At 63.9% G+C, this 22,680-nt stretch carries 19 protein-coding genes and 2 pseudogenes; 10 read left to right on the top strand and 11 right to left on the bottom strand.

Features of this window, described 5'->3' with window-relative positions; genetic code table 11:
- Window positions 1–147 precede the first annotated feature (147 nt).
- The 6 genes from BJA_RS38550 (at window position 148) to BJA_RS38525 (ending at window position 5,871) form a co-directional block, all read left to right on the top strand.
- Window positions 148–1,533: a M20 family metallopeptidase gene (locus BJA_RS38550; RefSeq protein WP_011090328.1), complete on the top strand. Its 1,386-nt coding sequence runs from the start codon at window positions 148–150 to the stop codon at window positions 1,531–1,533.
- A 99-nt stretch (window positions 1,534–1,632) separates the two neighbouring features.
- The gene (locus BJA_RS38545; RefSeq protein ID WP_011090327.1) at window positions 1,633–2,544 is read left to right on the top strand and encodes an amino acid ABC transporter substrate-binding protein; all 912 of its coding nucleotides are present in this window, start codon (window positions 1,633–1,635) and stop codon (window positions 2,542–2,544) included.
- 127 nt (window positions 2,545–2,671) lie between these two features.
- On the top strand, window positions 2,672–3,403 hold the full coding sequence (locus BJA_RS38540) for an amino acid ABC transporter permease (protein ID WP_011090326.1): 732 nt from the start codon (window positions 2,672–2,674) through the stop codon (window positions 3,401–3,403).
- A 4-nt stretch (window positions 3,404–3,407) separates the two neighbouring features.
- On the top strand, window positions 3,408–4,100 hold the full coding sequence (locus BJA_RS38535; protein ID WP_011090325.1) for an amino acid ABC transporter permease: 693 nt from the start codon (window positions 3,408–3,410) through the stop codon (window positions 4,098–4,100).
- A gap of 12 nt (window positions 4,101–4,112) precedes the next feature.
- Window positions 4,113–4,844 carry an amino acid ABC transporter ATP-binding protein gene (locus BJA_RS38530; RefSeq protein ID WP_011090324.1) on the top strand — a complete coding sequence of 244 codons (732 nt, stop codon included), beginning with the start codon at window positions 4,113–4,115 and terminating at the stop codon, window positions 4,842–4,844.
- A gap of 166 nt (window positions 4,845–5,010) precedes the next feature.
- Entirely contained in the window at window positions 5,011–5,871 is an 861-nt protein-coding gene (locus BJA_RS38525) for a D-amino-acid transaminase (RefSeq protein WP_038967356.1), read from the top strand.
- Between the two features lie 169 nt (window positions 5,872–6,040).
- Here the strand turns inward: BJA_RS38525 and BJA_RS38520 are convergent, their stop codons facing one another.
- From BJA_RS38520 to BJA_RS38510, 3 genes are all read right to left on the bottom strand, one after another.
- A complete protein-coding gene (locus BJA_RS38520; RefSeq protein WP_011090322.1) occupies window positions 6,041–6,502 on the bottom strand; it encodes a carboxymuconolactone decarboxylase family protein in 462 nt (153 codons plus the stop codon).
- Between the two features lie 27 nt (window positions 6,503–6,529).
- Window positions 6,530–8,149, bottom strand: a complete 1,620-nt coding sequence (locus tag BJA_RS38515) for an MDR family MFS transporter (protein ID WP_011090321.1) — start codon at window positions 8,147–8,149, stop codon at window positions 6,530–6,532.
- A 118-nt stretch (window positions 8,150–8,267) separates the two neighbouring features.
- Window positions 8,268–9,449 (bottom strand): HlyD family secretion protein, encoded by a 1,182-nt coding sequence (locus BJA_RS38510; protein WP_011090320.1) that lies wholly within the window; start codon window positions 9,447–9,449, stop codon window positions 8,268–8,270.
- Window positions 9,450–9,724: 275 nt separating this feature from the next.
- Between BJA_RS38510 and BJA_RS38505 the strand changes: the two genes are divergently transcribed.
- Window positions 9,725–10,636 (top strand): LysR family transcriptional regulator, encoded by a 912-nt coding sequence (locus BJA_RS38505; RefSeq protein ID WP_011090319.1) that lies wholly within the window; start codon window positions 9,725–9,727, stop codon window positions 10,634–10,636.
- Here BJA_RS38505 and BJA_RS43375 read toward each other — a convergent pair.
- Window positions 10,631–10,815: pseudogene (locus BJA_RS43375) on the bottom strand (amidase); the annotation flags it as partial. The gene BJA_RS38505 and the pseudogene BJA_RS43375 sit on opposite strands and share 6 nt — an antisense overlap.
- Before the next feature lie 130 nt (window positions 10,816–10,945).
- On the opposite strand from BJA_RS43375, the gene BJA_RS38495 reads away from it, so the two are divergent.
- A protein-coding gene (locus tag BJA_RS38495; RefSeq protein WP_109866565.1) for an IS3-like element ISRj2 family transposase occupies window positions 10,946–12,075 on the top strand; the annotation gives its coding sequence in 2 pieces (ribosomal slippage) (window positions 10,946–11,198 and window positions 11,198–12,075; 1,131 coding nt in all).
- A 103-nt stretch (window positions 12,076–12,178) separates the two neighbouring features.
- Here BJA_RS38495 and BJA_RS38490 read toward each other — a convergent pair.
- On the bottom strand, window positions 12,179–15,637 hold the full coding sequence (locus BJA_RS38490; RefSeq protein ID WP_011090318.1) for an indolepyruvate ferredoxin oxidoreductase family protein: 3,459 nt from the start codon (window positions 15,635–15,637) through the stop codon (window positions 12,179–12,181).
- A gap of 154 nt (window positions 15,638–15,791) precedes the next feature.
- On the opposite strand from BJA_RS38490, the gene BJA_RS38485 reads away from it, so the two are divergent.
- On the top strand, window positions 15,792–16,247 hold the full coding sequence (locus BJA_RS38485) for an Lrp/AsnC family transcriptional regulator (protein ID WP_011090317.1): 456 nt from the start codon (window positions 15,792–15,794) through the stop codon (window positions 16,245–16,247).
- A 14-nt stretch (window positions 16,248–16,261) separates the two neighbouring features.
- On the opposite strand, the gene BJA_RS38480 is transcribed toward BJA_RS38485, so the two are convergent.
- From BJA_RS38480 to BJA_RS43370, 3 genes are all read right to left on the bottom strand, one after another.
- Complete coding sequence (locus BJA_RS38480) at window positions 16,262–17,101, bottom strand: hypothetical protein (RefSeq protein ID WP_011090316.1); 840 nt, start codon at window positions 17,099–17,101, stop codon at window positions 16,262–16,264.
- Window positions 17,102–17,162: 61 nt separating this feature from the next.
- Window positions 17,163–17,666 carry a hypothetical protein gene (locus BJA_RS38475; RefSeq protein ID WP_011090315.1) on the bottom strand — a complete coding sequence of 168 codons (504 nt, stop codon included), beginning with the start codon at window positions 17,664–17,666 and terminating at the stop codon, window positions 17,163–17,165.
- Between the two features lie 72 nt (window positions 17,667–17,738).
- Complete coding sequence (locus BJA_RS43370) at window positions 17,739–18,197, bottom strand: hypothetical protein (protein WP_011090314.1); 459 nt, start codon at window positions 18,195–18,197, stop codon at window positions 17,739–17,741.
- Between the two features lie 61 nt (window positions 18,198–18,258).
- On the opposite strand from BJA_RS43370, the pseudogene BJA_RS38465 reads away from it, so the two are divergent.
- Window positions 18,259–19,177 (top strand): annotated as a pseudogene (locus BJA_RS38465) (LysR family transcriptional regulator).
- A 1-nt stretch (window position 19,178) separates the two neighbouring features.
- Here the strand turns inward: BJA_RS38465 and BJA_RS38460 are convergent.
- From BJA_RS38460 to BJA_RS38450, 3 genes are read right to left on the bottom strand one after another with little or no spacing between them, the layout of a single operon-like run.
- The gene (locus tag BJA_RS38460; protein ID WP_011090312.1) at window positions 19,179–19,964 is read right to left on the bottom strand and encodes a fumarylacetoacetate hydrolase family protein; all 786 of its coding nucleotides are present in this window, start codon (window positions 19,962–19,964) and stop codon (window positions 19,179–19,181) included.
- Window positions 19,965–19,978: 14 nt separating this feature from the next.
- A complete protein-coding gene (locus BJA_RS38455) occupies window positions 19,979–21,346 on the bottom strand; it encodes an LLM class flavin-dependent oxidoreductase (RefSeq protein ID WP_011090311.1) in 1,368 nt (455 codons plus the stop codon).
- Between the two features lie 21 nt (window positions 21,347–21,367).
- Window positions 21,368–22,420, bottom strand: a complete 1,053-nt coding sequence (locus BJA_RS38450; RefSeq protein WP_011090310.1) for an Ldh family oxidoreductase — start codon at window positions 22,418–22,420, stop codon at window positions 21,368–21,370.
- Between the last annotated feature and the right edge of the window lie 260 nt (window positions 22,421–22,680).

The following is a 22,680-nucleotide window of genomic DNA, read 5'->3' as shown; positions in this document are numbered from 1 at the left end:
GGCAAGCCAATCTCAAGCGAGCAAGAACGAAATCCCAAGAGAACAAGAGAACTACAAGAGAACTACAAGAACAATCCAAGTCCCCGCCACTATCGAAGGCCGTCCTGTCTCGGGTAGGGTCCTTCCTCGAAGTCCGAAAAGCAAATCATGACCAGAGCCGCCGCCATCGCCCGTGCCCGTGAGGATTTCAATTCGGGCGCGTTCCTCGCCGAACTCGACCGCCGCGTCGCCTTCAAGACCGAGAGCCAGAATCCGTCGCGCGGCCCCGAGCTGCGCGCCTATCTGGAACAGGAGATGCAGCCGGCGTTCGCGGAGCTCGATTTTCAAAGCCGCATGGTCGAATCTCCCAGCGGCAAGGCGCCGTTCCTGTTCGCCGAGCATCACGAGAGCGCATCCGCCCCGACCGTGCTGATTTACGGCCATGGCGACGTCGTCGACGGCATGGAAGGCGAGTGGCGCGATGGCCGCGATCCCTGGCGCACGACGGTTGCGGGCACGCGCCTCTACGGCCGCGGCACCGCCGACAACAAGGGCCAGCACAGCATCAACATGGCGGCGCTCCGCGCGGTGCGCGAGGCCCGCGGCGGCAAGCTCGGCTTCAACGCCAAATTCATCGTCGAGATGGGCGAGGAGATCGGCTCGCCCGATCTCGGCAAGGTCTGCGACCTCAATCGCGATGCGCTCAAGGCCGATCTGTTCATGGCCTCCGACGGACCGCGGCTGTCGGCAGATCGCCCGACACTCTTCCTCGGCTGCCGTGGCGGCATCCGCATCCATCTCGACGTCAATTTGCGCGATGGCGGCCATCATTCCGGCAATTGGGGCGGCGTGCTCGCCAACCCCGCGACCATTCTGGTCAACGCGATCTCGACGCTGGTCGACGGCCATGGCCGTCTCCAGCTCGATGCCCTGAAGCCGCCGCGGCTCACCAACCAGATCCGCAGCTATCTTGCGGACGTGGACGTGGTGCCGACCGCGGACGAGCCGGCGCTGGCGGAGAACTGGGGCGAGGAAGGCCTGTCGGCGGCCGAACGCCTCTATGCCTGGAACACGTTGGAAGTGCTGGCGATGTCGTCCGGCAATATCGAGAAGCCGGCCAACGCCATTCCCGGCCATGCCAATGCCGTGCTGCAACTGCGTTTTGTCGTCGGCACCAAGGTCGACGGCCTGATCGAGGCCGTCCGCGCGCATCTGGTGCAAAAGGGTTTCCCGATGGTCGAGGTGCGGGCCGCACAGAGCTTTGCCGCCTCGCGTACCGATTTCGACAGCCCCTGGATCAAATGGGCGGCGGATTCGGTGCGGGAAACTACCGGCAAGGCGCCGGCGGTGCTGCCGAACTTCGGCGGCTCGCTGCCGAACGACGTGTTTTCCGAGATCCTGGGCCTGCCGACGATCTGGGTCCCGCACTCCTATCCCGGCTGCTCCCAGCATGCGCCCAATGAGCACATCCTGCTGCCGTTGACCGAAGAGGCCTTGACGGTGATGGCCGGCCTGTTCTGGGATCTCGGCGAATTGCCCAAACCACTTACCTGAGCCGTTAACCTGAGCGGCGATCCAGTCGAAAGTCACATTCTAATCCGGCCTGATTTGTGCTTGCATCCGGCCGCATCATCCTGAAAGGGGACCAAAAAAGTGAAGCATTTCCGTCACATCGGGCTCGCGCTCGCCGCGACCTTCGTCGTCAGCCAGGCCGGGGCCCAGGAGCTGACCGGCACGCTGAAGAACATCAAGGACACCGGTGCCATCACGCTGGGCTTCCGCGACTCCTCCATCCCGTTCTCCTATCTGGACGACAACCAGAAGCCGATCGGGTTCGCGATGGACATCTGCTACAAGATCGTCGACGCCGTGAAGAAGGAACTCAAGCTCGACAAGCTCGAGGTCAAGCTCAATCCGGTGACCTCGGCGACCCGCATCCCGCTGATGGCCAACGGCACCATCGACCTCGAATGCGGCTCGACCACCAACAATGCCGACCGCCAGAAGCAGGTCGCCTTCACCAACACCCACTTCCTGACCGCCAGCCGCTACGTGTTCAAGAAGTCGAGCGGCCTGAAGTCGATCGATGATCTCAAGGGCAAGACCGTGGTCTCGACTGCCGGCACCACCAACATCAAGCAGCTCACCGAGGCCAATGTTGCGAAAGGCCTCGGCGCCAACATCATCCCGGCCAAGGATCACGCCGAATCCTTCCTGATGGTCGAGACCGATCGCGCGGTCGCCTTCGTGATGGACGATATCCTGCTCGCGAGCCTCGTTGCCGGCTCGAAGTCGCCCGACGACTACGTCATCTCCAAGGACGCCTTCTCCAAGCCCGAGCCCTACGGCATTATGCTGCGCAAGGACGACGCGCCGTTCAAGAAGGTGGTCGATGCGGCGACCGCTGCGCTCTACACCTCGGGCGAAGGCCAGAAGATCTACGAGAAGTGGTTCACGGCCAAGATCCCGCCGAAGGGGCTCAACCTCAACACTCCGATCTCGGCCGAGCTGAAGAACGAGTTCGCCAAGCCGACGGACTCGCCGAACCCGGACGACTACAAGTAAGCTGAGTTGTTCGCCTCTCCCCGCTTGCGGGGAGAGGAAGCAAATTCCGGCCATTCTGGAGGGAGTGGCCGGACATTTGCATAGACGTTTACGACATCTGTGATTGGCGCGTTCGCGCGAGGGACACGTGAACTACCACTGGAACTGGGGAATTTTCTTCGAGCCGAACCCGATGGGGACCGGCACCTATCTCGACATGCTGTTGTCGGGCCTGGTGCTGACCCTGAAGACGGCGGTGCTCGCCTGGATCATCGCGCTGGTGTTCGGCTCGCTCGTCGGCGTCATGCGCACGCTGCCGTCCAAGGCGGCCTACCGGTTCGGCTTCTGCTGGGTCGAGTTCTTCCGCAACATGCCGCTGCTGGTGCAGCTCTTCCTGTGGTTCTTCGTGCTGCCGGAACTGCTGCCGAAATCCGCCGGCCTGTGGCTGAAGCAACTGCCGAATGCGCCGTTCTGGACGGCCGCGATCGGCATCGGCTTCTTCATGTCGGCGCGCGTCGCGGTGCAATTGCAGGCGGGCATCGGTTCGTTGCCGCGCGGGCAGAAGATGGCGGCGACCGCGCTCGGGCTCACCACCGTGCAGGGCTATCGCTACGTGCTGCTGCCGATGGCGTTCCGCATCATCCTGCCGCCGCTGACTTCCGAGTTCCTCAACACCATCAAGAACACGGCGGTGGCCATCACCATCGGCCTGATCGAGCTGACCGGACAGGCGCGCTCGATGCAGGAATTCTCGTTCCAGGTGTTCGAGGCCTTCACCGCCGCGACCATCCTTTATCTCCTCGTCAACGCCGTCGTCGTGACCGCGATGCGCTTCCTCGAGCGCTATGTCGCGATCCCCGGCTACATCACGGGGAAATAGCGCAATGTTCGGTAATCTCGATTTCGACGTCATCCGCCGCGCGCTGCCCTACCTGTTCTACGAGGGCATGACGTTCACGGTGACCCTGACGGCGCTGGCGGGCCTCGGCGGCCTGATCTTCGGCACCGCGATCGCGTTGATGCGACTGTCGGGCTTCAAGGTGCTCGGCCGCATCGCCGGCGTCTATGTCGACTTCATGCGCTCGCTGCCGTTGGTGCTGGTCATCTTCTGGTTCTACTTCCTGGTGCCCTATATCGGGCAGTGGGTGACCGGCGCGTCGCGGCCGATCAGCGTCGGCGCGTTCGCCTCCTCGCTCATCACCTTCATCATGTTCGAGGCGGCGTACTTCTCCGAGATCATGCGCGCCGGCATCCAGTCGATCTCGCGCGGCCAGCCCGCCGCCGCCAACGCGCTCGGCCTGACCTACGCCCAGACCATGCGCTACGTCGTGCTGCCGCAGGCGTTCCGCAACATGCTGCCGGTGCTGCTGACGCAGACCATCGTGCTGTTCCAGGACACCTCGCTGGTCTACGTGCTCTCGATCCCGGACTTTCTGGGCGCGGCGAGCAAGGTCGCGCAGCGCGACGGCCGCCTGGTCGAGATGTACCTGTTCGCCGCCGTCGTCTACTTCACCATTTCCTGTGTCGCGTCCTTCGGCGTGCGTCGCCTCCAGGCGCGCATCGCCATCATTCGATAGAGCGTGTCGGTCATGATCGAAATCAGCCACGTCAACAAATGGTACACCCCGACCTTCCAGGTGCTGACCGACTGCACCACCAGCGTCACCAAGGGCGAGGTCGTCGTGGTCTGCGGTCCCTCGGGTTCGGGCAAGTCGACGCTGATCAAATGCGTCAACGCGCTCGAGCCGTTCCAGGAGGGCGACATCAGCGTCGACGGCACCAAGGTCAACGATCCCAGGACCGACCTGCCGAAGCTTCGCTCGCGCGTCGGCATGGTGTTCCAGCACTTCGAGCTGTTCCCGCATCTCAAGATCATCGAGAACCTCTGCCTTGCCCAGCAGAAGGTGCTGGGACGGCCGTACGACAAGGCGGTGGCGAAAGGCATGCAGCTCCTGGAGCGCGTCGGCCTGAAGGAGCAGGCGCAGAAATTCCCGGCGCAGCTCTCCGGCGGCCAGCAGCAGCGCGTTGCGATCGCGCGCGCGCTCGCGATGGATCCGATCGTCATGCTGTTCGACGAGCCGACCTCGGCGCTCGATCCTGAAATGGTCAGCGAGGTGCTCGACGTCATGGTCGATCTCGCCCGCGAGGGCATGACCATGATGGTCGTCACGCACGAGATGGGCTTTGCCCGCAAGGTCGCCAACCGCGTGATCTTCATGGATCGCGGCGAGATCGTCGAGGACGCGGCGAAGGAGGATTTCTTCGGCAAGCCGCGCAGCGACCGCGCGCAGAAGTTCTTGTCGAAGATTCTGTCGCATTAACCGGCGCCGTCATTCCGGGGCGATGCGAAGCATCGAACCCGGAATCTCGAGATTCCGGGCTCATTCGCTTTGCGAATGCCCCGGAATGACGGATCGAGGGTTTATCGGGCTCGCTAAATCTCCTATACCCGTGGCCAAATCCCCTTTTCCCGCCAGGAGACCTGCCTTGGACTCGATCGCCTACGTCAACGGCTCATTCGTCCCGCTCTCGGACGCCAAAATCTCGGTTCTCGACCGCGGCTTCCTGTTCGCCGACGGCATCTACGAGGTCTCGGCCGTGCTGGACGGCAAGCTGGTCGACAACGCCTCGCATCTGGCGCGGCTGGAGCGTTCCGTCGGCGAGATCAGCTTGAGGCTGCCGGAGACGGTCGACCGCATCACCGAGCTGCAGAAGGAACTGATCGCGCGCAACAAGCTCGGGAGCGGCCTCGTCTATCTCCAGGTTACGCGCGGCGCCGACAAGGGCCGCGACTTCCCGTTCCCCAAGGCTGATGTCAGGTCGAGCCTGGTGATGTTCACCTCGGAAAAGGACATCATCAATGCCGCCTCGGCCAAGACCGGCATCAACGTGATCACCGTGCCCGACATCCGCTGGGAGCGGCGTGACATCAAGAGCGTGGCGCTGCTGGCGCAGGTGCTGGCGAAGCAGGCCGCGGCGGAGGCCGGTGCAGGCGAAGCCTGGATGCTGCAGGATGGATACGTCACCGAGGGCGGTTCATCGTCGGCGTTCATCCTGACGAAGGACGATGTCATCGTCACGCGCAAGAACTCCAACGCGATTCTGCCGGGCTGTACGCGCAAGGCCGTGATCGCGCTCGCGGAAGAACGTCAGCTCCGCGTCGAGGAGCGGTCCTTCACGGTCGCCGAGGCGCTGGCCGCCAAGGAAGCCTTCATCACCTCGGCCTCGTCGTTCGTGCAGCCGGTGGTCGCGATTGATGGCAAGACAATCGGCGACGGCAAGCCCGGCCCGATGGCGACGCGTCTGCGCGAGATCTACGTGGAATTCGCCAAGGCGACGGCGGTTTAGGACGCACCTCAGGTGTCATCGCCCGCGAAGGCGGGCGATCCAGTACTCCGTGACGCCCGTGAATGAATCGAGAGGCTGCGGCGTACTGGATGCCCCGCCTTCGCGGGGCATGACAGTTGAGCGTGTGGTAGCGGCGTTGCGTCCAGCACGCCGCCACTGACACCACCCCTCACGCCACCGACGCCTTCACCTTCACCGGATGGACCGCGCGGAACGAGATCGCGATCCTGTTCCACGCGTTGATGGTGCCGATCAGCGTGGTGAGGTTGACCGTCTCCTGCTCCGAGAACTGCGCGCGGACCTGCTCGTAGATGTCGTCGGGGGCGTGCGTCTCGGAGATCAGCGTCACCGCTTCGGTCCAGGCCAAGGCGGCGCGCTCGCGATCGGTGTAGAGCGGAGATTCGCGCCAGGCATTGAGAAGATAGAGCCGCTGTTCGGTCTCGCCGCGCTTGCGGGCGTCCTCGGTGTGCATGTTGATGCAGAAGGCGCAACCGTTGATCTGCGACGCCCGTGTCTTGACCAGTTCGATCAGGGATTGCTCCAGGCCGCTGGCCTTGATCTGATCGTCCACCGCGATCAGGGCTTTGAGCGTGTCGGGCGCGGCCTGATAGTAGTTCATGCGGGGCTTCATGGTCGTTCTCCTTTTGCTGGGGTGACGTCAGTGGGCTCCACCGGCCGAGGTCTGGCCGGGCTTCTTCAGGAAGAGGACGGCGATCAGGGCCACGATCAGCGCCATGCCGAGCAGGTAGAAGGTGTCGCTGAAGGCCAGGATATAGGCCTGCTTCTGCACGATATGGCCGATTGCGACATAGGCACGATGCGACGCATCCGCACGATCGAGGATGCCGTGATTGACGAAATATTGAGTGAGCTGTTCCAGCCGCGTGCGGGTGGCCTGCTCGAACATCGAGACCGACTGCATCAGAACGTTGGAGTGATACTGCTCGCGCTTGGTCAGCACGGTCTGGAGCAGCGCAATGCCGATGGCGCCGCCGAGGTTGCGCATCATGTTGAATAGGCCCGATGCGGAGCCGGCATTCTCCGGCTCGATTCCGGCCGTGGCGACGGCCGAGAGCGGCGCGAATACAAACGCCTGTCCGACAGCACGAACGACGTTGGGCCAGAACAGCTGATCGGTGGCGTAGTCATTCGTCATATAGATGTTCATGAAATTGGAAGCCGCGAACAGCGCAAAGCCGACGCCGATGATGATCCGGGCGTCGAAGCGTTGCATCAGCCGCGGCACCAGAGGGATCAGCAACAGCTGCGGCAAGCCGGTCCAAGCCAGAACCATGCCGATCTGTTCGGCATTGTAGCCCTGGATGCGCGACAGATAGACCGGCATGATGAACACCGAACCGTACAGCGCGATACCGAGCAGGAAGTTGGCGAGGATGCCGAAGCCGAAATTGCGGCGAACCAGCAGACGCAGGTTCAACAGCGGCTTCTTCGCAGTCAGCTCGATCACGAGGAAAGCGGTCAACGCAATGACGGCGATAATGGACAGTTTGACGATGAAGGGCGAGCCGAACCAGTCGTCCTTGTTGCCTTCTTCCAGCACGGTCTGCAGCGCGGAGAGGCCGATCGCCATGGTGACGATACCCGGCCAGTCGCCCTCGCGCAGCAGCGACAGCTTCATCGGCTTCGCTTCCAGCGAGAACCACAGCATCGCGATCATCAGCGTGCCGGGAACCAGGTTGACGTAGAAGATGTACTCCCAGCCCCAATTCTCGGTGAGATAGCCGCCGATGGTCGGGCCGATGGCGGGTGCGAATGTCGCAGAGATCGCAAACAGCGCAAGTCCGATCGGCTGTTTCGCCTTCGGCAAGAGCGTGATGATCAGTGTGAACGCCATCGGGATCAGCACGCCGCCGCTAAAGCCCTGCACGGCGCGAAGGACGATCATTTGCGGCAGGTCCTGCGCCAGCGCGCAGGCCGCCGAGAACACCAGAAATAAGATCGCGTTGGTGAGGAGGTAGATGCGGATCGAGAACACCTGGGCGAGCCAGCCCGACAGCGGGATCACCACGATCTCCGCGATCAGATAGGAGGTCGAGATCCAGCCGCCGTCGTCGATGCCGGCGCCGATCGCGCCCTGGATGTCGGCGAGCGAGGCGTTGACGATCTGGATGTTCAGCACCGCCATGAAGGCGCCGAGCGTCGCGCCGATCACCGCGATCCAGGTCTTGGCCGACACGGCCGGAATCGTGGGAGCCGCGGCCGGCGCGGGGAAGTTGGCGGCGGAGGCGGCGTTGACGGTCGGTTGGAGCGTGCTCATGGAAGCCTCGTCTCGGTTACGGAGACAGGATGCGCTGGGTGGATGGTTTCGATAATCGAGGAAGTCCTGGAAGGATCATGCGGCAGGGCTTGATAATCCTGCCGCATGCCCCTCGACGTCAGCCGCCGTTCGGGCGCGAGGTGTTGTCAGCGAGGCGCTTTGCCGTCTCGCGCTCAGCCAGCACAGCGGCCTTGGTGTCGACGGTCGGCACCGCCGACATGCCGGGCCGCAGCAGGCCGGTGAGGCTGTGATCGTCGAGCACGATCTTCACCGGGACGCGCTGCACGATCTTGGTGAAATTGCCGGTGGCGTTATCGGGCGGCAGCAGCGCGAATTCGAGCCCGCTGGCCGGCGACAGGCTGTCGACATGACCGCGCAGGGTCTGGCTGCGGAAGCTGTCGACGCGCAGCTCGACCGGCTGGCCGGCGCGGACATGGGTGAGTTGCGTCTCCTTGAAGTTCGCGACCACATAGACCGCATCGAGCGGCACCACCGCCATCAACTGCGTGCCGGACTGCACGTACTGGCCGACGCGCAAGCTACGGGCGCCGACCGTGCCGTCTACCGGTGCGGTGATCTCGGTATAGGACAGGTTCAACGCCGCCTGCTGCGCGACCGCGCGGGCGCGTTCGAGCTGGGCCGTGGCCTGGGCGCGCTGGGTGGTGAGCACGTCGACCTTGCGCTGTGCGGCCAGAAGGCCCGATTTGGCGTGCTGCAATTGCGCGTTGCTGGCGCGCAGCGCCGCATCGGTCTGCTGCGCGCGCTGGATCGTGCCGGAGCCCGACTTCATCAGGTCGTCGTAGCGGGCGCGTTCCTCCTGGGCGAATTTCAGATTGGCGTCCGCAGCCGTGACATCGGCCGTGCTCTGCTCGATGATCGGCTGTTGCAGTTCGAGCTGGGCATCGAGGTTGCGCACGGAAGCCTCCGCGGCGGCGACATCGGCGCGGGCCTGATCGAGCGCCGCCTTGAAGTCGCGATCGTCGATCCTGGCCAGCACCTGGCCGGCCTTGACCTTTTCGTTGTCGCCGACCAGGACCTTCGCGATGTAGCCGGAAACCTTCGGCGCGACGATCGTGGAGTCCGCCTTGACATAGGCGTCGTCGGTCGTCTCGAGATAGCGGCCGTTGATCCAGTAGTCGTGTCCGTAATAGACAACCGCTGTCGTGCCCGCGAGGAGTGCGAGTATCAGGGTCGCGCGCCGGAGCTTGTTACGGATCGGCACAAGCTGCGGCGACTTGGAATAATCTTGAGTGATTTCAGTTGCTTGCTGAAAGTTCTCGGTGCGGGGCATCTCGGACATGACGGTCTCCTATCGGCTGGCAGGGACTATCGGTCTTTCCAGTTCGAGCGATAATCGGCGAAATGCCGGAAGGATTATCCATTAGGGGTGGATAGTCCGGGGGCTCGCCCTACTGTGTGGTCTACCGGACCAGACGTGCGACTGCCCCAGAGCGATTGCCGCACCTGTCGAGCGATTGCTGCTAACCCATGCGCCATGTCACACGCGGGATGATCTGGTAGATAATCGGGGCGAAAACCTTGAGATTATCGATCAAGAGCGGATAATCAGGCGGCATGGACCGATTGACCAGCCTCGAAGTCTTCAGCCGGGTGGTCGAGACCGGCGGCTTCTCCGCAGCAGCCCGCAAGCTCAACATGTCGACCACCATGGTGAGCAATCACGTCCAGGCGCTGGAAGACCGGCTCGGCGTGAGGCTGCTTCAGCGCACCACGCGCAGGGTCAACCTCACCGAGATCGGCAAGGCCTATTACGACCGCTGCGTCCAGATCCTCGCCGATATCGAACAGGCCGACGATATCGCGAGCGAATTGCAGTCGGTGCCCCGCGGCACGTTGCGCGTCCACGTCGCCACGCACATGGTCCCGTTCGTCGCGCCGGTTGTGGCGAAACTCCTGTCGGCCTATCCGGAGCTCAAGATCGATTTGCGCATGGGCGAGGCCGATGTCGATCTCATCGAGGAAGGCTACGACGTTGCCCTGCGCATGACGCCGCCGCCGGATTCGAGCCTGATCGTGCGGAGCCTCGCCACCTGGCGTCACGTGCTGTGCTGTTCCCACGAATATATCGAGAAGCACGGCCGGGTGCAGAAGCTCGACGAGCTCGCTGCGCATAATTGCGGCCGTCACCTGAACTATCCGTTTGGCGATGAATGGCGCTTCCTCGATCGCAAGGGCACGCCGGCATCGGTACGGATATCCGGCAGCTTCGTCACCAACAGCGGAGAAGCGCTGCGGAAGGTCGCGCTGGGGGGCGCTGCCGTCTGCCTGATGGCGGGGTTTCTCATTCAGGACGACCTCGAGGCCGGCCGCCTCGTGCGCCTGTTGCCGGAATATCGGACGGTCGAGCTGTCCATGAACGCTGTCTATCCGCACAAACATCATCTGTCGGCGAAGGTGAGAACCTTCATCGACATGCTGGTGGCGCACAGCGCCGAGCAGCAGAAGCTGATCAATCCTTATTCATGACCGGTGCGGCGGCGGCAGCCGCCCGAACACGCCGTCAAGCGCGATGCCGATCGCGAGCAAGCGACGATCGCTGCCTGCCGGGCCGTCGAGCTCAAGGCCAATCGGCAATTTGCTCGTCGCGCCGAGCGCGATCGGAATCTGGACACGGGAATGCCGGCATTGCTGCCGGGATCGGTGTTTCACGTCAACCGTGGGCGCGCATTTCTGCCGGCGATGCCGTGAGAGCTGGCCCCGCAAATTCGGACAGTAGCTTGAGTGGATTTTCTGCCTGACAGCGGCGAGGATTCTTGCTGCGAATCAGGAGCGAAGATGACGAAGAAGAGCCGCCGGACGCATTCTCCGGCATTCAAGGCGAAGGTTGCTTTGGCTGCGGTCAAAGGAGACAAGACACTGGCGGAGCTGGCGCAACTGTTTGATGTTCATCCGAACCAGATCACGATCTGGAAAAACCAGCTCCTGGAAGGCGCCGCCGGCGTGTTTGGGCATGACAAGACATCGGCCGAGACGCCGGTCGATTTGAAGGCGTTGCATGCCAAGATCGGCGAGCTGGCGTTGGAAAACGATTTTTTGTCCGGCGCGCTCACCAAGGCGGGCCTGCTGAGCGCAAAGCGATGATCGACCGCGGTCATGATCTTTCTATCGTGCGCCAGGCGAAGGTCCTGAAGCTGGCTCGCAGCACGGTCTACTATGAACCTCGGCCAGTTTCGGCCGAGGACCTTGCCTTGATGCGTCGGCTCGATGAGCTGCATCTCGATTATCCCTTCGCGGGAGCGCGTATGCTGCGATCGTTGCTGCGGCGGGAGGGGGTATACGCCGGTCGCCGCCACATCGCGACGCTGATGAAGCGCATGGGGATCGAGGCGGTCTATCGTCGCCCGAACACGAGCAAGCCGGCTCCGGGTCACAAGATCTACCCGTACCTGTTGCGCGGATTGAAGATCGAGCGGCCCGACCATGCGTGGGCAATGGACATCACCTACATTCCGATGCGGCGTGGCTTCGTCTATCTCGCGGCGGTCGTCGATGTGTTCAGCCGACGGGTCCTGGCCCATCGCGTCTCGATCACAATGGAGGCGGCCTTCTGCGTCGAAGCGGTCCAGGAGGCGTTGGCGAAGCACGGCAGGCCCGCGATTTTCAACACGGACCAGGGCAGCCAGTTCACCAGCCTCGAGTTCACCGATGTGCTGCTGGACGCGAAGATCGCCATCAGCATGGATGGCAAGGGCGCCTGGCGCGACAACGTGTTTGTCGAGCGGCTCTGGCGCACGGTCAAATACGAAGAAGTTTATCTCCGCGCCTACGACAGCGTGTCCGAGGCGCGAGCGTCAATTGCCAAGTATCTGGCCTTCTACAATCAGGGACGCCCTCACTCGAGCCTTGACGGGCGCACGCCCGACGAGGCTTACTTCGGCACGCAAGCTATGGTGATGGCCGCATGACCGTCGCCGACGATTTTGTCGTCGCTCTGGTCGGGCTACGCCCTCCCGACGCAACGACAAAATCGTAAAGCCCCGCGTTCAGCATAACCCGGCAGGAATCCACTTAAATCCAGCGGGGCGCTGTCCAAACAACCGGGGCCAGCTCTGTGATCACATCGGCGAGACGCCGTTCGACCTCCGGCTTCACCTTCGCGACCGCGATGTCCTTGACTGGGCCGTAGCCACGGATCTCCATCGGAGCCTTGGCGATCGCAATGAAATCGGGCAGGCGCGCCGCGTCGAGTTCGTGGAGCATTCGTTCGATCACGCCCTCATACCAGGAGATCAGCTCCCGCTCGGTGCGCCGCTCGGCGGTGTAACCGAACGGATCGAGCGGCGTCCCGCGCAACCCCTTCAACCGCGCGAGCAGGGCAAGCGGCGTCTGGATCCACTGGCCGAAGGCGCGCTTGCGCGGACGGCCACGGGCGTCGCGTTCGGACGGCAGGAACGGCGGCGCAAGGTGATACTGGACGCTAAAACCGTCCTCGAACTCGCGCTTCAGTTCGTCGAGGAAGCCGGTCTGCATGTGCAGGCGCGCCACCTCGTACTCGTCCTTGTAGGCCATCAGCTTGAACAGCACGCGTGCGACGGCCTCGGTCATCGCCTCGCTGCTCAGCGCAGCTTCGGCGTTGCGAACCTTATTGACGATCGTCCGGTAGCGTGCCGCATAGGCCGCGTTCTGATAAGCGGTGAGGAAATCGGCGCGGCGGGCGATGAGCTGGTCGAGCGTCTCGGTTTTGGGCGTATCGTCCGCCCTCGGCAGAGAGTCCGGATCGGCGGCGGCGATCCGGCCCCAGGCAAAGGCCTGCTTGTTGCGCTCGACCGCGATGCCGTTGAGCTCGATCGCGCGCAACAGCGCTTGCAGCGAGACGGGGATCAGTCCGCGCTGCCAGGCAAAGCCCAGCATGATGATGTTGGCATAGACGGCATCGCCCAGCAGCCGTTCGGCCAGCGCGTTGGCGTTGATGGTGTCGAGATTGTCGTTGCCGACGACCTGCCGGATCGCGCGCAGGCGGGCGGGCGAAGCGAGATCGGCGTCGCGGAAGCGGACGACGTCGCCGGTCGGCATCTCCGCCGTGTTGACAGCGGCGCGCGTACCGCGGCGATAGGTGCCGGACGCCTTCGGCGCGGAGCTGACGACGAGGTCGCAGCCGATCAACGCATCGGCCGCGCCCTGGTCGATGCGGACCTGGTGCAACGCTTCGGGCGAGGCGGCGAGGCGGATGTAGCTCAGCACCGGGCCAAACTTCTGCGCAAAGCCGGTGAAGTCGAGGACCGAGACGCCGCTCCGTTCGAGATGCGCGGCCATGCCGATCAGCGCGCCGACGGTGATCACGCCGGTGCCGCCGACGCCTGTTACCAGCAGGTCGTAGGGACGGTCGAGCGCGACGGGAGCGGGCAGGGGAAGCGTCGCCGCGCGGCCGACCGCGTCGATCTGGCTCGCGCTCTTCTTCCGGCGCGTCGCGCCTTCGACAGTCACGAAACTGGGACAGAAGCCGTTGAGGCAGGAAAAATCCTTGTTGCAGGTCGACAGGTTGATTTGCCGCTTGCGGCCGAACGGCGTCTCCTTCGGCTCGACGCTGAGGCAGTTGGATTCGACCGAGCAGTCGCCGCAGCCCTCGCAGACGAGGTCGTTGATGTAGGCAAAACGCTTGGGGTCGGCCATCTGCCCGCGCTTGCGGCGGCGCCGTTTCTCGGTGGCGCAGGTCTGCTGGTAGATCAGGACGGAGACGCCGGAGACCTCGCGCAGCTCGCGCTGCACGGGGTCCATTTCCTCGCGCGGATGGATGGTGACGCCGATGGGCAGGTCCGCCGGCGAAAATTGCGCGGGATCGTCCGACACCAGCGCGATGCGCGCCACGCCTTCAGCACGGACGCTATGCGCGATGGCATGGACACTGATGGGGCCGTCGACCGGCTGGCCGCCGGTCATGGCGACGGCGTCGTTGAACAGGATCTTGTAGGTGATGTTGGCCTTGGCGGCGATCGCCTGCCGGATCGCCATCGAGCCGGAGTGATAGTAGGTGCCTTCGCCGAGATTCTGGAAGATGTGCCTGTTGCCGGTGAATCTCGATGACGCTGCCCAGTTCACGCCCTCGCCGCCCATCTGGATCAGCGACGACGTCTCGCGGTCCATCCAGCTCGCCATGAAGTGGCAACCGATGCCGGCCAGCGCCTTCGAGCCCTCAGGCACCTTTGTCGACGTGTTGTGTGGGCAGCCCGAGCAGAAATAAGGCGTACGTGTCGCACCGCTGACGTTGATCGTGCGGGCGGCTTCAGGCATCAAGGCGGCCGCGCGTGCGGCGAGATTGAGGCCCGGAAACATCGGATCGAGCCGGCGGGCGAGCACGCCAGCCAGCGCACGCGGCGACAATTCGCCGATCCAGGAGATCAGCCGCGCCCCTCGCTCGTCATGCTTGCCGACCATGCGCTCGGGCTTGGTGCCGGGATAGTCGTAGAAATACTCCTTGAACTGGCTCTCGATGATGCCGCGCTTTTCCTCGACAACGAGGATCTCGCGCTTGCCCTTCACGAAGTCCATCGCGTCATGTAGCGCCAGCGGCCAGACCATGCCGACCTTGTAGACGTCGATGCCGATGCTGCGGCAGGCCGCCTCATCGAGGCCCATCAGCCGCAGCGCTTCCATCAGGTCGAGATGCGCCTTGCCTGTGGTGACGATGCCGTAGGTGGCGTTCGGAATGTCGTAGATGTGGCGGTCGATCGGATTGGCCTTTGCGAAGGCATAGACCGCGTGCTTCTTCGCCTCCAGCCGCTCCTCGATCTGCGGTCCCGGCAGGTCCGGCCAGCGATAATGCAGGCCGCCCGGCGGCGGCGTGAAGTCGGGCGTGCGGAAGGCGCGCGGCGGGCGCAGCGCGACGGATGCGCCTGACTCCACGATCTCCGAGATCGCCTTGAAGCCGACCCACATGCCGGAGAAGCGGCTCAGCGCGTAGCCATATTCGCCGAACGCCAGATATTCGCCGACATCGGCTGGATGCAACGTCGGCATGAACCAGCTCATGAAGGCGACGTCGGACTGGTGCGGCATCGAGGAGGAGACGCAGCCATGGTCGTCGCCGGCGACCACCAGCACGCCGCCATGAGGCGAGGAGCCATAGGCATTGCCGTGCTTGAGCGCATCGCCGGAGCGGTCGACGCCGGGACCCTTGCCGTACCAGAGCCCGAACACGCCATCGACCTCGCGCTCCGCTTGCGTCTCGACTTGTTGCGAGCCGAGCACGGCGGTTGCCGCGAGGTCCTCGTTCACGGCCGGAAGGAATTCGATGCGGTCCCGCTTGAGGCGCTCCTGGATGCGCCACAGCTCGAGATCGATGCCGCCGAGCGGCGAGCCGCGATAGCCGGAGATGAAGCCGGCGGTGTTGAGACCGCGCATACGGTCGCGCTTCGCCTGGTCGAGTGCGATGCGGACGATGGCCTGCGTACCCGTGAGGAAGACGCGGCCGTCCTCGCGGTCGTAGCGGTCGGAGAGCTCGTAAGCGTCGAGTGACGGAATGGCGTCCATGGTGGACCTCGCGCGGCATCCTGCCTGAAGCTGGAAGATTATGCCTGGGAGGCTGGTAGGTCTTACCTATTTGTCCCGCATATATCAAAATTTCGGTAGAATTTTGCGCAAGGCAATCAAATTTGGTAGATGTTCTCGGCCCGGGGAGGCCTCCATGATCGAAGAACAGGACACGCGAATACTCGCCCACCTTCAGAAGGATGGTCGCGCCACCAATCAGCAGCTCGCCGACGAGATCGGCATGTCCACTTCCGCCTGCTGGCGCAGGGTGCGCGCGCTGGAGGAGAGCGGCGTCATCCAAGGCTATGCGGCGCTGGTCGCGCGCGAGCAGGCGGGATTTACGATGTCGGCCATCCTCCACGTCTCGCTGGAGCGGCACGATGCGAAGTTCGTCGACGAATTCGTGGCCAGGGTCACGACGCGCCGCGAGGTGCTGGAATGTTTCGCGACCACGGGCGACGCCGATTATCATTTGCGCGTCGTCGTGCAGGACATGGCGGCCTATAACAGATTCCTCGACGAGTTCATGTTCCGCATCCCCGGCATCCGCTATGTCCGCAGCAATGTGGTGCTGAAGGAGATCAAGACCGGCGTGGCGCTGCCGTTCTGAGACAACGACGGGACTCACACTGCCTCAGTCCGGCTGCGCCGGCGCAGTTGGCGCAGCGACAGTGCATGCAGCAGGATCGAGCTTGGCACGACGAAAGCCGGGGTCAGCACGTTCGGAAAGGTATCAATGGCCATGCTCGGGCCATCCGGAACGATGAGCTGGAACGGGCCAGGCGACATCGCCATTCCCAGGGCGATCGCAACGGCGAAGTCTGCGAGGCCGAAGATATTCCAGAAGATCGCACCTGTCCGCCCCTCGGCCGTCCCGGCCGCCAAGGCGATCGCCACCGGCACCGCGAACAGTCCGGTCAGCACGTCGCCGGCTCCTGCCGGCAATGCCCAGACGCCCGGCAGCACCCCGCGCAGCCAGTAAGCGAGCCATTGACTGCCAAAGATGCGATAAACCTGAGGGGCGATGAGCCACGTCGCCGGCATTGCATCGAGCAATTGTCCGACCCGCTTCGATAGCATCAGCACCGGAGTGCCGACGATCACTGGCAGCAGGATCGCCGCGGGAAGCAGCGGCAAGGAGGAGGCGCCCGTGCGGAATGAACCATTGATGGATGCCGTCCAGGCGAGGGCAGCCCAAAGCGTGAAGGAGACCATGACGACCAGCCAGGTCGCCCGGCGTTGCTCTGGCGTCAACGCGGTGTTTTCGAGCCCGAGCCACAGGCCGAGCGCAATGAGCCCATGGGCCAGCAGCCGAACGCCGAGGGCCGGAAAACCGCTCTGCGGAAGTGCGGGGAGCGAGTAGATCAGCCAGGTCCACAGGATCGTGAATAGAACGGTCCACATCAAGCCGAGCCGGATGGCAGGCTGGGCCGGGGCGGCAACGGAAGCAGCATCGCTGTTCATCGGCGTTCCCTAGAGAGAGGTCGACTGCGGTGGACGCACGAGATCGCGGCCAGCGGCCATGTCAGGCCGTTTCTTCTTCCGATCCGGACCTCACCAGAATCATGAAGACGAGAACATGGCTGACGAGCAGCAGCGGCACGTAGAGGGCTGGAATATAAATGCCGGCGCCGAAGAGGCCGGGATCCTGGATTTTCGTCACGCCCATGTAGTAGGCATTCAGGAGATCCAGCGTGCCCCAGACGTTGAACGCCCAGACCACCGGAATTGCGATCGACCATCGCCAGGAGAGTGCTGCGATTGACGCGAGCGCGAGAGTGGCGGCAATAAGGTCCCCCCATCCGACCTCGGCGGCGAAATTCGGGCTCAACTCCGCGGATACGAATCCCGCCACCATGAAATTCATGCCGAAGAACCTGAACGCGTTGAAGGCCGCGAGCAGTCTCAGGGCCTCGTAGCGCGGCATGACGCGGAGTGCCGGCCAGACGTAGATCGAAGCCACCACCGCGCTTGTCAGGAAAGCACCGGCGACGCTGAGCACGAAGGGAAGGTTGAAGCTTTGCGGCACGTTCGGATGTCCTTGTGGTGGCCTCTCCGGCCGGGTGCAGTCGAAGCTGGTCGGTTCGGCGTTGGCGGACGCTCAGGGTTTGGCCATCAGCAGACCGAGCGGCATCAGCGGACCGACTGCGATGTAGTCGTGGTCCATGAGCTCCCGCCGCGCGAGCGGCAGGCCATCCATGATCGCGTGTCCCTCGGCGACATCCCTGACATTCAACAGGAATACGGCGCCGCGCCCGTCGGATCGCGAATACCATTCGCGAACCGTTCCGTTGAGATAGAGCTGCACGGTCTGCCTGATTTCATCGGGCATGACGGCCATGATCTGATCTCGGGTGACGCCCGCCTTGACGGTCAGGATGACCATGACCCCCGTTGTCGGCGCCGCGGTCTGTGATTGGGCAAGTGAAGGATCGGCCATGGAGGTTGCGCCTGTGAGTATGAGGGTGACTGCCAAGACGACGTTCAGGACGACGTCGCGGATTGTCTTCATCGATTTCATGTCTCCGATCGCGGCGGCTGCGGCGACGGCACGGCTCATTTGCAATTCGGATGTAAGGCCGCTTCCCGCGAGTTACTATTCGCGATAATGTTGACGGGCTATGAAGCAGAACTTCACAGTCAGGCACGGTGCACTGGACGGCGTGGAGGCGTTCCTGAGTGTCGCCCAGCATCGCAGTTTCCGCCGAGCGGCAGCTGAGCTCGGGGTCACGCCATCGGCCATCAGTCAGGCGATACGCGCGCTCGAGGCGCGCGTCGGCGCCGCGCTCTTCATCCGCACGACCCGCAGCGTCGGTTTGACCGAAGCCGGCGAAAGATTCCTTGCGCGCGCCAGACCCGCCTTCGAGGAGCTCGTCGCGGCAAGCGGGGCGGCGCGAGCTCGGACAGCGACCGGCCGGCCTCCTGCGTCTCACCGTGCCGCGCTCCGTCGTGCCGATCCTGCTGGAGCCGCTGATCGCGTCGTTCTGTCGGGCATTTCCCGAGATCGAGGTGGAGCTTGCCGCAAGCGAAGAGCTGGTCGACCTCGCAGCCGAAGGTTTTGACGCCGGCATCAGGTTGGGCCAGTTCATCGCCCCCGACATGGTCGCGGTGCGCCTGACGAACCCGCTACCGCTCATTATCCTCGGCAGCCCGGCTTACCTTGCCCGCCGCGGTCGGCCCGAGCGGCCGGACGATCTGCGCGAGCACGCGTGCTTGAGATTGCGACGATCGAACGGTGCGCTTGCGTCATGGTCGCTCGACGACAACGGTCGTTCGATCGAGATTGTGGTTGCGGGACCTTTCATCGCGAACGACTTTCCGACGATGCTCGGAGCCGCCGTCGAAGGTGTGGGTCTTGCGCAAGTGCCCGCACCGCTGGCCACCGGTGCCATGGCGGCGGGCAAGCTCGTTCCCGTCCTGGAGCAATTCGCGCCGATGACACCGGGCGTGTTCCTGTACTATCCCGGTCACCGACAAATCATGCCGAAGTTGCGGGCCTTTATCGATCATGTGAAGGGCCGCTCAGGCGGCGCGAGCTGATCTACCGTTGCTCCCGCACGAACCGATTGCGCAGCGTGCCGATGCCGGTGATATCGATCTCCACGACATCGCCGTGCTTGATGTCCGGCGAGGCGCCGTCGGTGCCCATCCAGATCACATCGCCCGGCCATAGCGTAAAGTACTTGGTCAGCTCGACCAGGAACGGCACCACGCCGAAGATCATGTCGTTGGTGTAGAAGCGGTTGGTCTCCTTGCCGTTGACGCGGACGACGGTCTCCATCCTGGCGAGATTCGCCTCGGTCTCGATCCACGGGCCCATCGGCTTGAACGTGTCGGCGTTCTTCGAGCGCCACAGGCTGCGATCCGCCTTCTGCCAGCTGCGCTCGCTGACGTCGTTGCCGATGGTGTAGCCGAACACGCAATCCATCGCGTTCTGCTTGGTGAGGTGTTTGACCTTCTTGCCGATGACGACGACGAGCTCGCCCTCGTAGTGGATCTTGTCCGTCGCGAAAGAGGGGATCACGACCTCCTCGTCGTGTGCGATCAGCGCGTTCTGCGCGCGATAGCCGATCTCGGGCCTGTCAGGCACGGCCGGCACCTCGCCGCGCTTGTCGGCGGCCTCCTTCAGGTGCTTCAAATAGTTCAGGCCGACGCAATAGAAGGTGCGCGGGATCAGCGGCAGCTCGATCTTCACCTCGCCAAGCGGAAGCGTGCGCGAGGTGCGCTGCCATTCGCGGAAGGGATCGCCGTCGATTGCGATGACCCGGTCGCCTTCAACGATCCCCCAGGAGGTCTTGTCCGAGGCGGAGAATTTCAGCCAGCGCATGTCGGATCCTCCAGTTATTCCGCAGCATCGCGCGGCTGCACCTTCCAGGCGCCGGCGGCAGGCCGCCTCAAGCCGAGATTTTCCCGCAGCGTCTTGCCGCGATAGTCCTTCTGGAACAAGCCGCGCCGCTGCAATTCCGGCACGATATGGCGAACGAAATCGGCGTAGGAGCCGGGCACGTAGGTGGCCGCGATGACGAAGCCGTCGCAGCCGCGCTCGACGAACATCTCTTCGAGCTTGTCCGCGATCTCCTTGGGGCCGCCGACCATCGCGTCCTGCACCTGGCCGCGGCTGGAGAAGGTGACGAAATCGCGCGCGCTCGGATTGCTCTTGCCTGAATTCTTCAGCACGCCGTCGCGGATGCCCAGAATGCCCTGCATGCTCTTCAGCTCTTCCGTGGTCAGCGGCGCGTCGAGGTCCTTGGAGGCGAAATCGTAATTGAGCGCTTCGGCGAGCAGCGACAGCGCGTCGATCTGGAGCGGCAGCTTGTTGATCAGCGCCATCTTGTCTTCGGCTTCGGCCTTGGTCGCGCCGCAGACCGGCGTCGTCAGGTTGCAGAGGAACATCTGCTCGGGATCGCGGCCGGCTTTGGCCGCCTCGTTGCGCACGGCCGCATAACCCTCCTTGGCCGCGGCGAGGTTGCGCGCGGCGGTGAAGATCACCTCGCCCCAGCGGCCGGCAAAGCGCTGGCCGCGGCCGGATGCGCCGGCCTGGATGATGACAGGATGGCCCTGTTGCGAACGCGGCACGGTGAACGGCCCGCGCGACTTGAAGGCTGCTCCCTTGTGATCGAGCCGCTTCACCTTGGCCGGATCGGCAAAGCGGCCGCTCCTCTTGTCCATGATGAGCGCGCCGTCCTCCCACGTGTCCCAGTGGCCGAGGACGACCTCCATGAACTCGTCGGCGCGGTCGTAGCGGGAATCGTGTTCGGGATGGGAGTCCCGGCCCATGTTGAGCGCCTCGCCGTCATTGAGCGAGGTGACGACGTTCCAGCCCGCGCGCCCGCCGGACATCAAGTCGAGCGTCGCGAAGCGGCGCGCGACGTCGAACGGCTCGTAATAGGTGGTCGAGCAGGTCGCGCCAAGGCCGAGCTTGTCGGTGACCATGCCCATCGTGGTCAGCACGATCAGCGGGTCCATCTTCACGCAGCGGATGCCGTATTCGACGGTATGGGCGTGGTCGTTGCCGTAGCGGTCCGGCATCGCCAGGCGATCGTCGAAGAAGGCCATGTGAAACTTGCCGGCTTCGAGGATCCTGGCGATCTCCTGATAGTAATCCGCCGACATCGAATCGTCGCGCGAGTCCGGATGCCGCCAGGAGCTCGGCAAATTGGTGCAGTTTTGCGCCTGGAGGAAGCCGACCAGTACCATCTGCCGCGTCATGCTGCTGTTCTCCGAATTGCGTCAGGCCAGATCGAGCACCGTGTCGAGCCGGTATTCCCGCGCCAGCGCGCGCAGCTTGTCCCAGGTGGCATCCTCGACCTCGATGCCGTCACGCAGCCGCTGTTGCTCGCGCACGCCCTCGATCTCGCCGGGATAGTAGACGCCCGTGCTGCCCTCGGAGGGCGGGGTCGATTTCAGATAGCGCGCGAATTCGGCGACCTCGCGCTTGAACTCCTTCAGCGGGCGGAACGCGGCGACGTTGAACACCGCCATGAAGCAGCCGTCATTGTGCCGCCCCGTCGGCTCGACGCCGAAGCCGAGACCGGTGAGCAGGCCGCACAGCACCTCGACCATGGCGGCAAGCCCGCTGCCCTTGTAGCCCTCGGTGCCGCCGAGCGGCAGCAGCGCGCCGCCCTTGCGATACTGGGTCGGGTCGTTGGTGTGCCGTCCCTCGGCATCGATGATCCATCCCGTCGGGATCTTATCGCCGCGGGCCACAGCGAGCTGGATCTTGCCGGCGGCGACCGCCGAGGTCGCCATGTCCAGGTAGAACGGCGCATCGAGATCGGACGGCACCGCGATCGAGATCGGGTTGGTGCCGAGCCGCGCCTCCTTGCCGCCGAACGGCGCCACGTGCTTCGGCGAGCGGCCGGAGTCCGCGGTCGCAATCCCGATCATGCCTTCGCGCATCGCCATCAGCGGATAAGCGGCGAGGCGGCCGACATGGCTCTGCCGGAACACGGTGCAGGCGGCGACGTTCGCCGTCTTCGCCTTCTCGATCGTCAGCGCCATTGCCTTGGCGTTGACGTGGAAACCAAATCCCCAATGGCCGTCGATTACGGTCGTGGTCGGCGATTCCTGGATGATGGTCCATGTCGCGCCGGGAACGATGTGCCCGGCCTTGATGCGGTCGATATAGGTGGGAACCGCGATCACACCGTGGGAGTCGTGGCCGGCGAGATTGGCGTTGACGCAGCCGGTCGCGACCGCATCGGCCTCTTCCTGGGAAGCTCCCGCCGCCTGGAGCAGGGCGGCGCTGATGCGCGTGAGGCGGTCGGCCCTGACGATCGGCATGGCGTTTCCCCGGTCATCGCCCTTATCATGATAGCTGGCGGGCGCTTGTTGGGGACCATCGTCTCAAAGCGCAGGACCGATATCAATCTCCCGTAAACCAATACAGGGCTGCAAATTCGTAAAGAGAGCGCGCCTTTGGTCGAAGATTCGTTCCGGCCGGCGGTATTCTCGACAGTTTGGCGGGGGTCGTTCGCAGCTCGTTCACTCTGATCGACGGTTTGCGACACGCAATAACGACCACTTAGGCGATGGCCGTTCAT

This window comes from Bradyrhizobium diazoefficiens USDA 110, assembly GCF_000011365.1.
Classification (GTDB): Bacteria; Pseudomonadota; Alphaproteobacteria; order Rhizobiales; family Xanthobacteraceae; genus Bradyrhizobium; species Bradyrhizobium diazoefficiens.
The sequence above is the reverse complement of the archived record's forward strand: the minus strand, read 5'-3'. Positions and strand labels throughout refer to the sequence as shown.

What these genes read in the sequence shown, in the direction of transcription:
- BJA_RS38550 (WP_011090328.1), top strand. Translation starts at nt 148, where the DNA reads ATGACCAGAGCCGCCGCCATCGCCCGTGCCCGTGAGGATTTCAATTCG.
- BJA_RS38535 (WP_011090325.1), top strand. Translation starts at nt 3,408, where the DNA reads ATGTTCGGTAATCTCGATTTCGACGTCATCCGCCGCGCGCTGCCCTAC.
- BJA_RS38530 (WP_011090324.1), top strand. Translation starts at nt 4,113, where the DNA reads ATGATCGAAATCAGCCACGTCAACAAATGGTACACCCCGACCTTCCAG.
- BJA_RS38520 (WP_011090322.1), bottom strand. Translation starts at nt 6,502, where the DNA reads ATGAAGCCCCGCATGAACTACTATCAGGCCGCGCCCGACACGCTCAAA.
- BJA_RS38515 (WP_011090321.1), bottom strand. Translation starts at nt 8,149, where the DNA reads ATGAGCACGCTCCAACCGACCGTCAACGCCGCCTCCGCCGCCAACTTC.
- BJA_RS38510 (WP_011090320.1), bottom strand. Translation starts at nt 9,449, where the DNA reads ATGTCCGAGATGCCCCGCACCGAGAACTTTCAGCAAGCAACTGAAATC.
- BJA_RS38505 (WP_011090319.1), top strand. Translation starts at nt 9,725, where the DNA reads ATGGACCGATTGACCAGCCTCGAAGTCTTCAGCCGGGTGGTCGAGACC.
- BJA_RS38490 (WP_011090318.1), bottom strand. Translation starts at nt 15,637, where the DNA reads ATGGACGCCATTCCGTCACTCGACGCTTACGAGCTCTCCGACCGCTAC.
- BJA_RS38485 (WP_011090317.1), top strand. Translation starts at nt 15,792, where the DNA reads ATGATCGAAGAACAGGACACGCGAATACTCGCCCACCTTCAGAAGGAT.
- BJA_RS38480 (WP_011090316.1), bottom strand. Translation starts at nt 17,101, where the DNA reads ATGAACAGCGATGCTGCTTCCGTTGCCGCCCCGGCCCAGCCTGCCATC.
- BJA_RS43370 (WP_011090314.1), bottom strand. Translation starts at nt 18,197, where the DNA reads ATGAGCCGTGCCGTCGCCGCAGCCGCCGCGATCGGAGACATGAAATCG.
- BJA_RS38460 (WP_011090312.1), bottom strand. Translation starts at nt 19,964, where the DNA reads ATGCGCTGGCTGAAATTCTCCGCCTCGGACAAGACCTCCTGGGGGATC.
- BJA_RS38455 (WP_011090311.1), bottom strand. Translation starts at nt 21,346, where the DNA reads ATGACGCGGCAGATGGTACTGGTCGGCTTCCTCCAGGCGCAAAACTGC.
- BJA_RS38450 (WP_011090310.1), bottom strand. Translation starts at nt 22,420, where the DNA reads ATGCCGATCGTCAGGGCCGACCGCCTCACGCGCATCAGCGCCGCCCTG.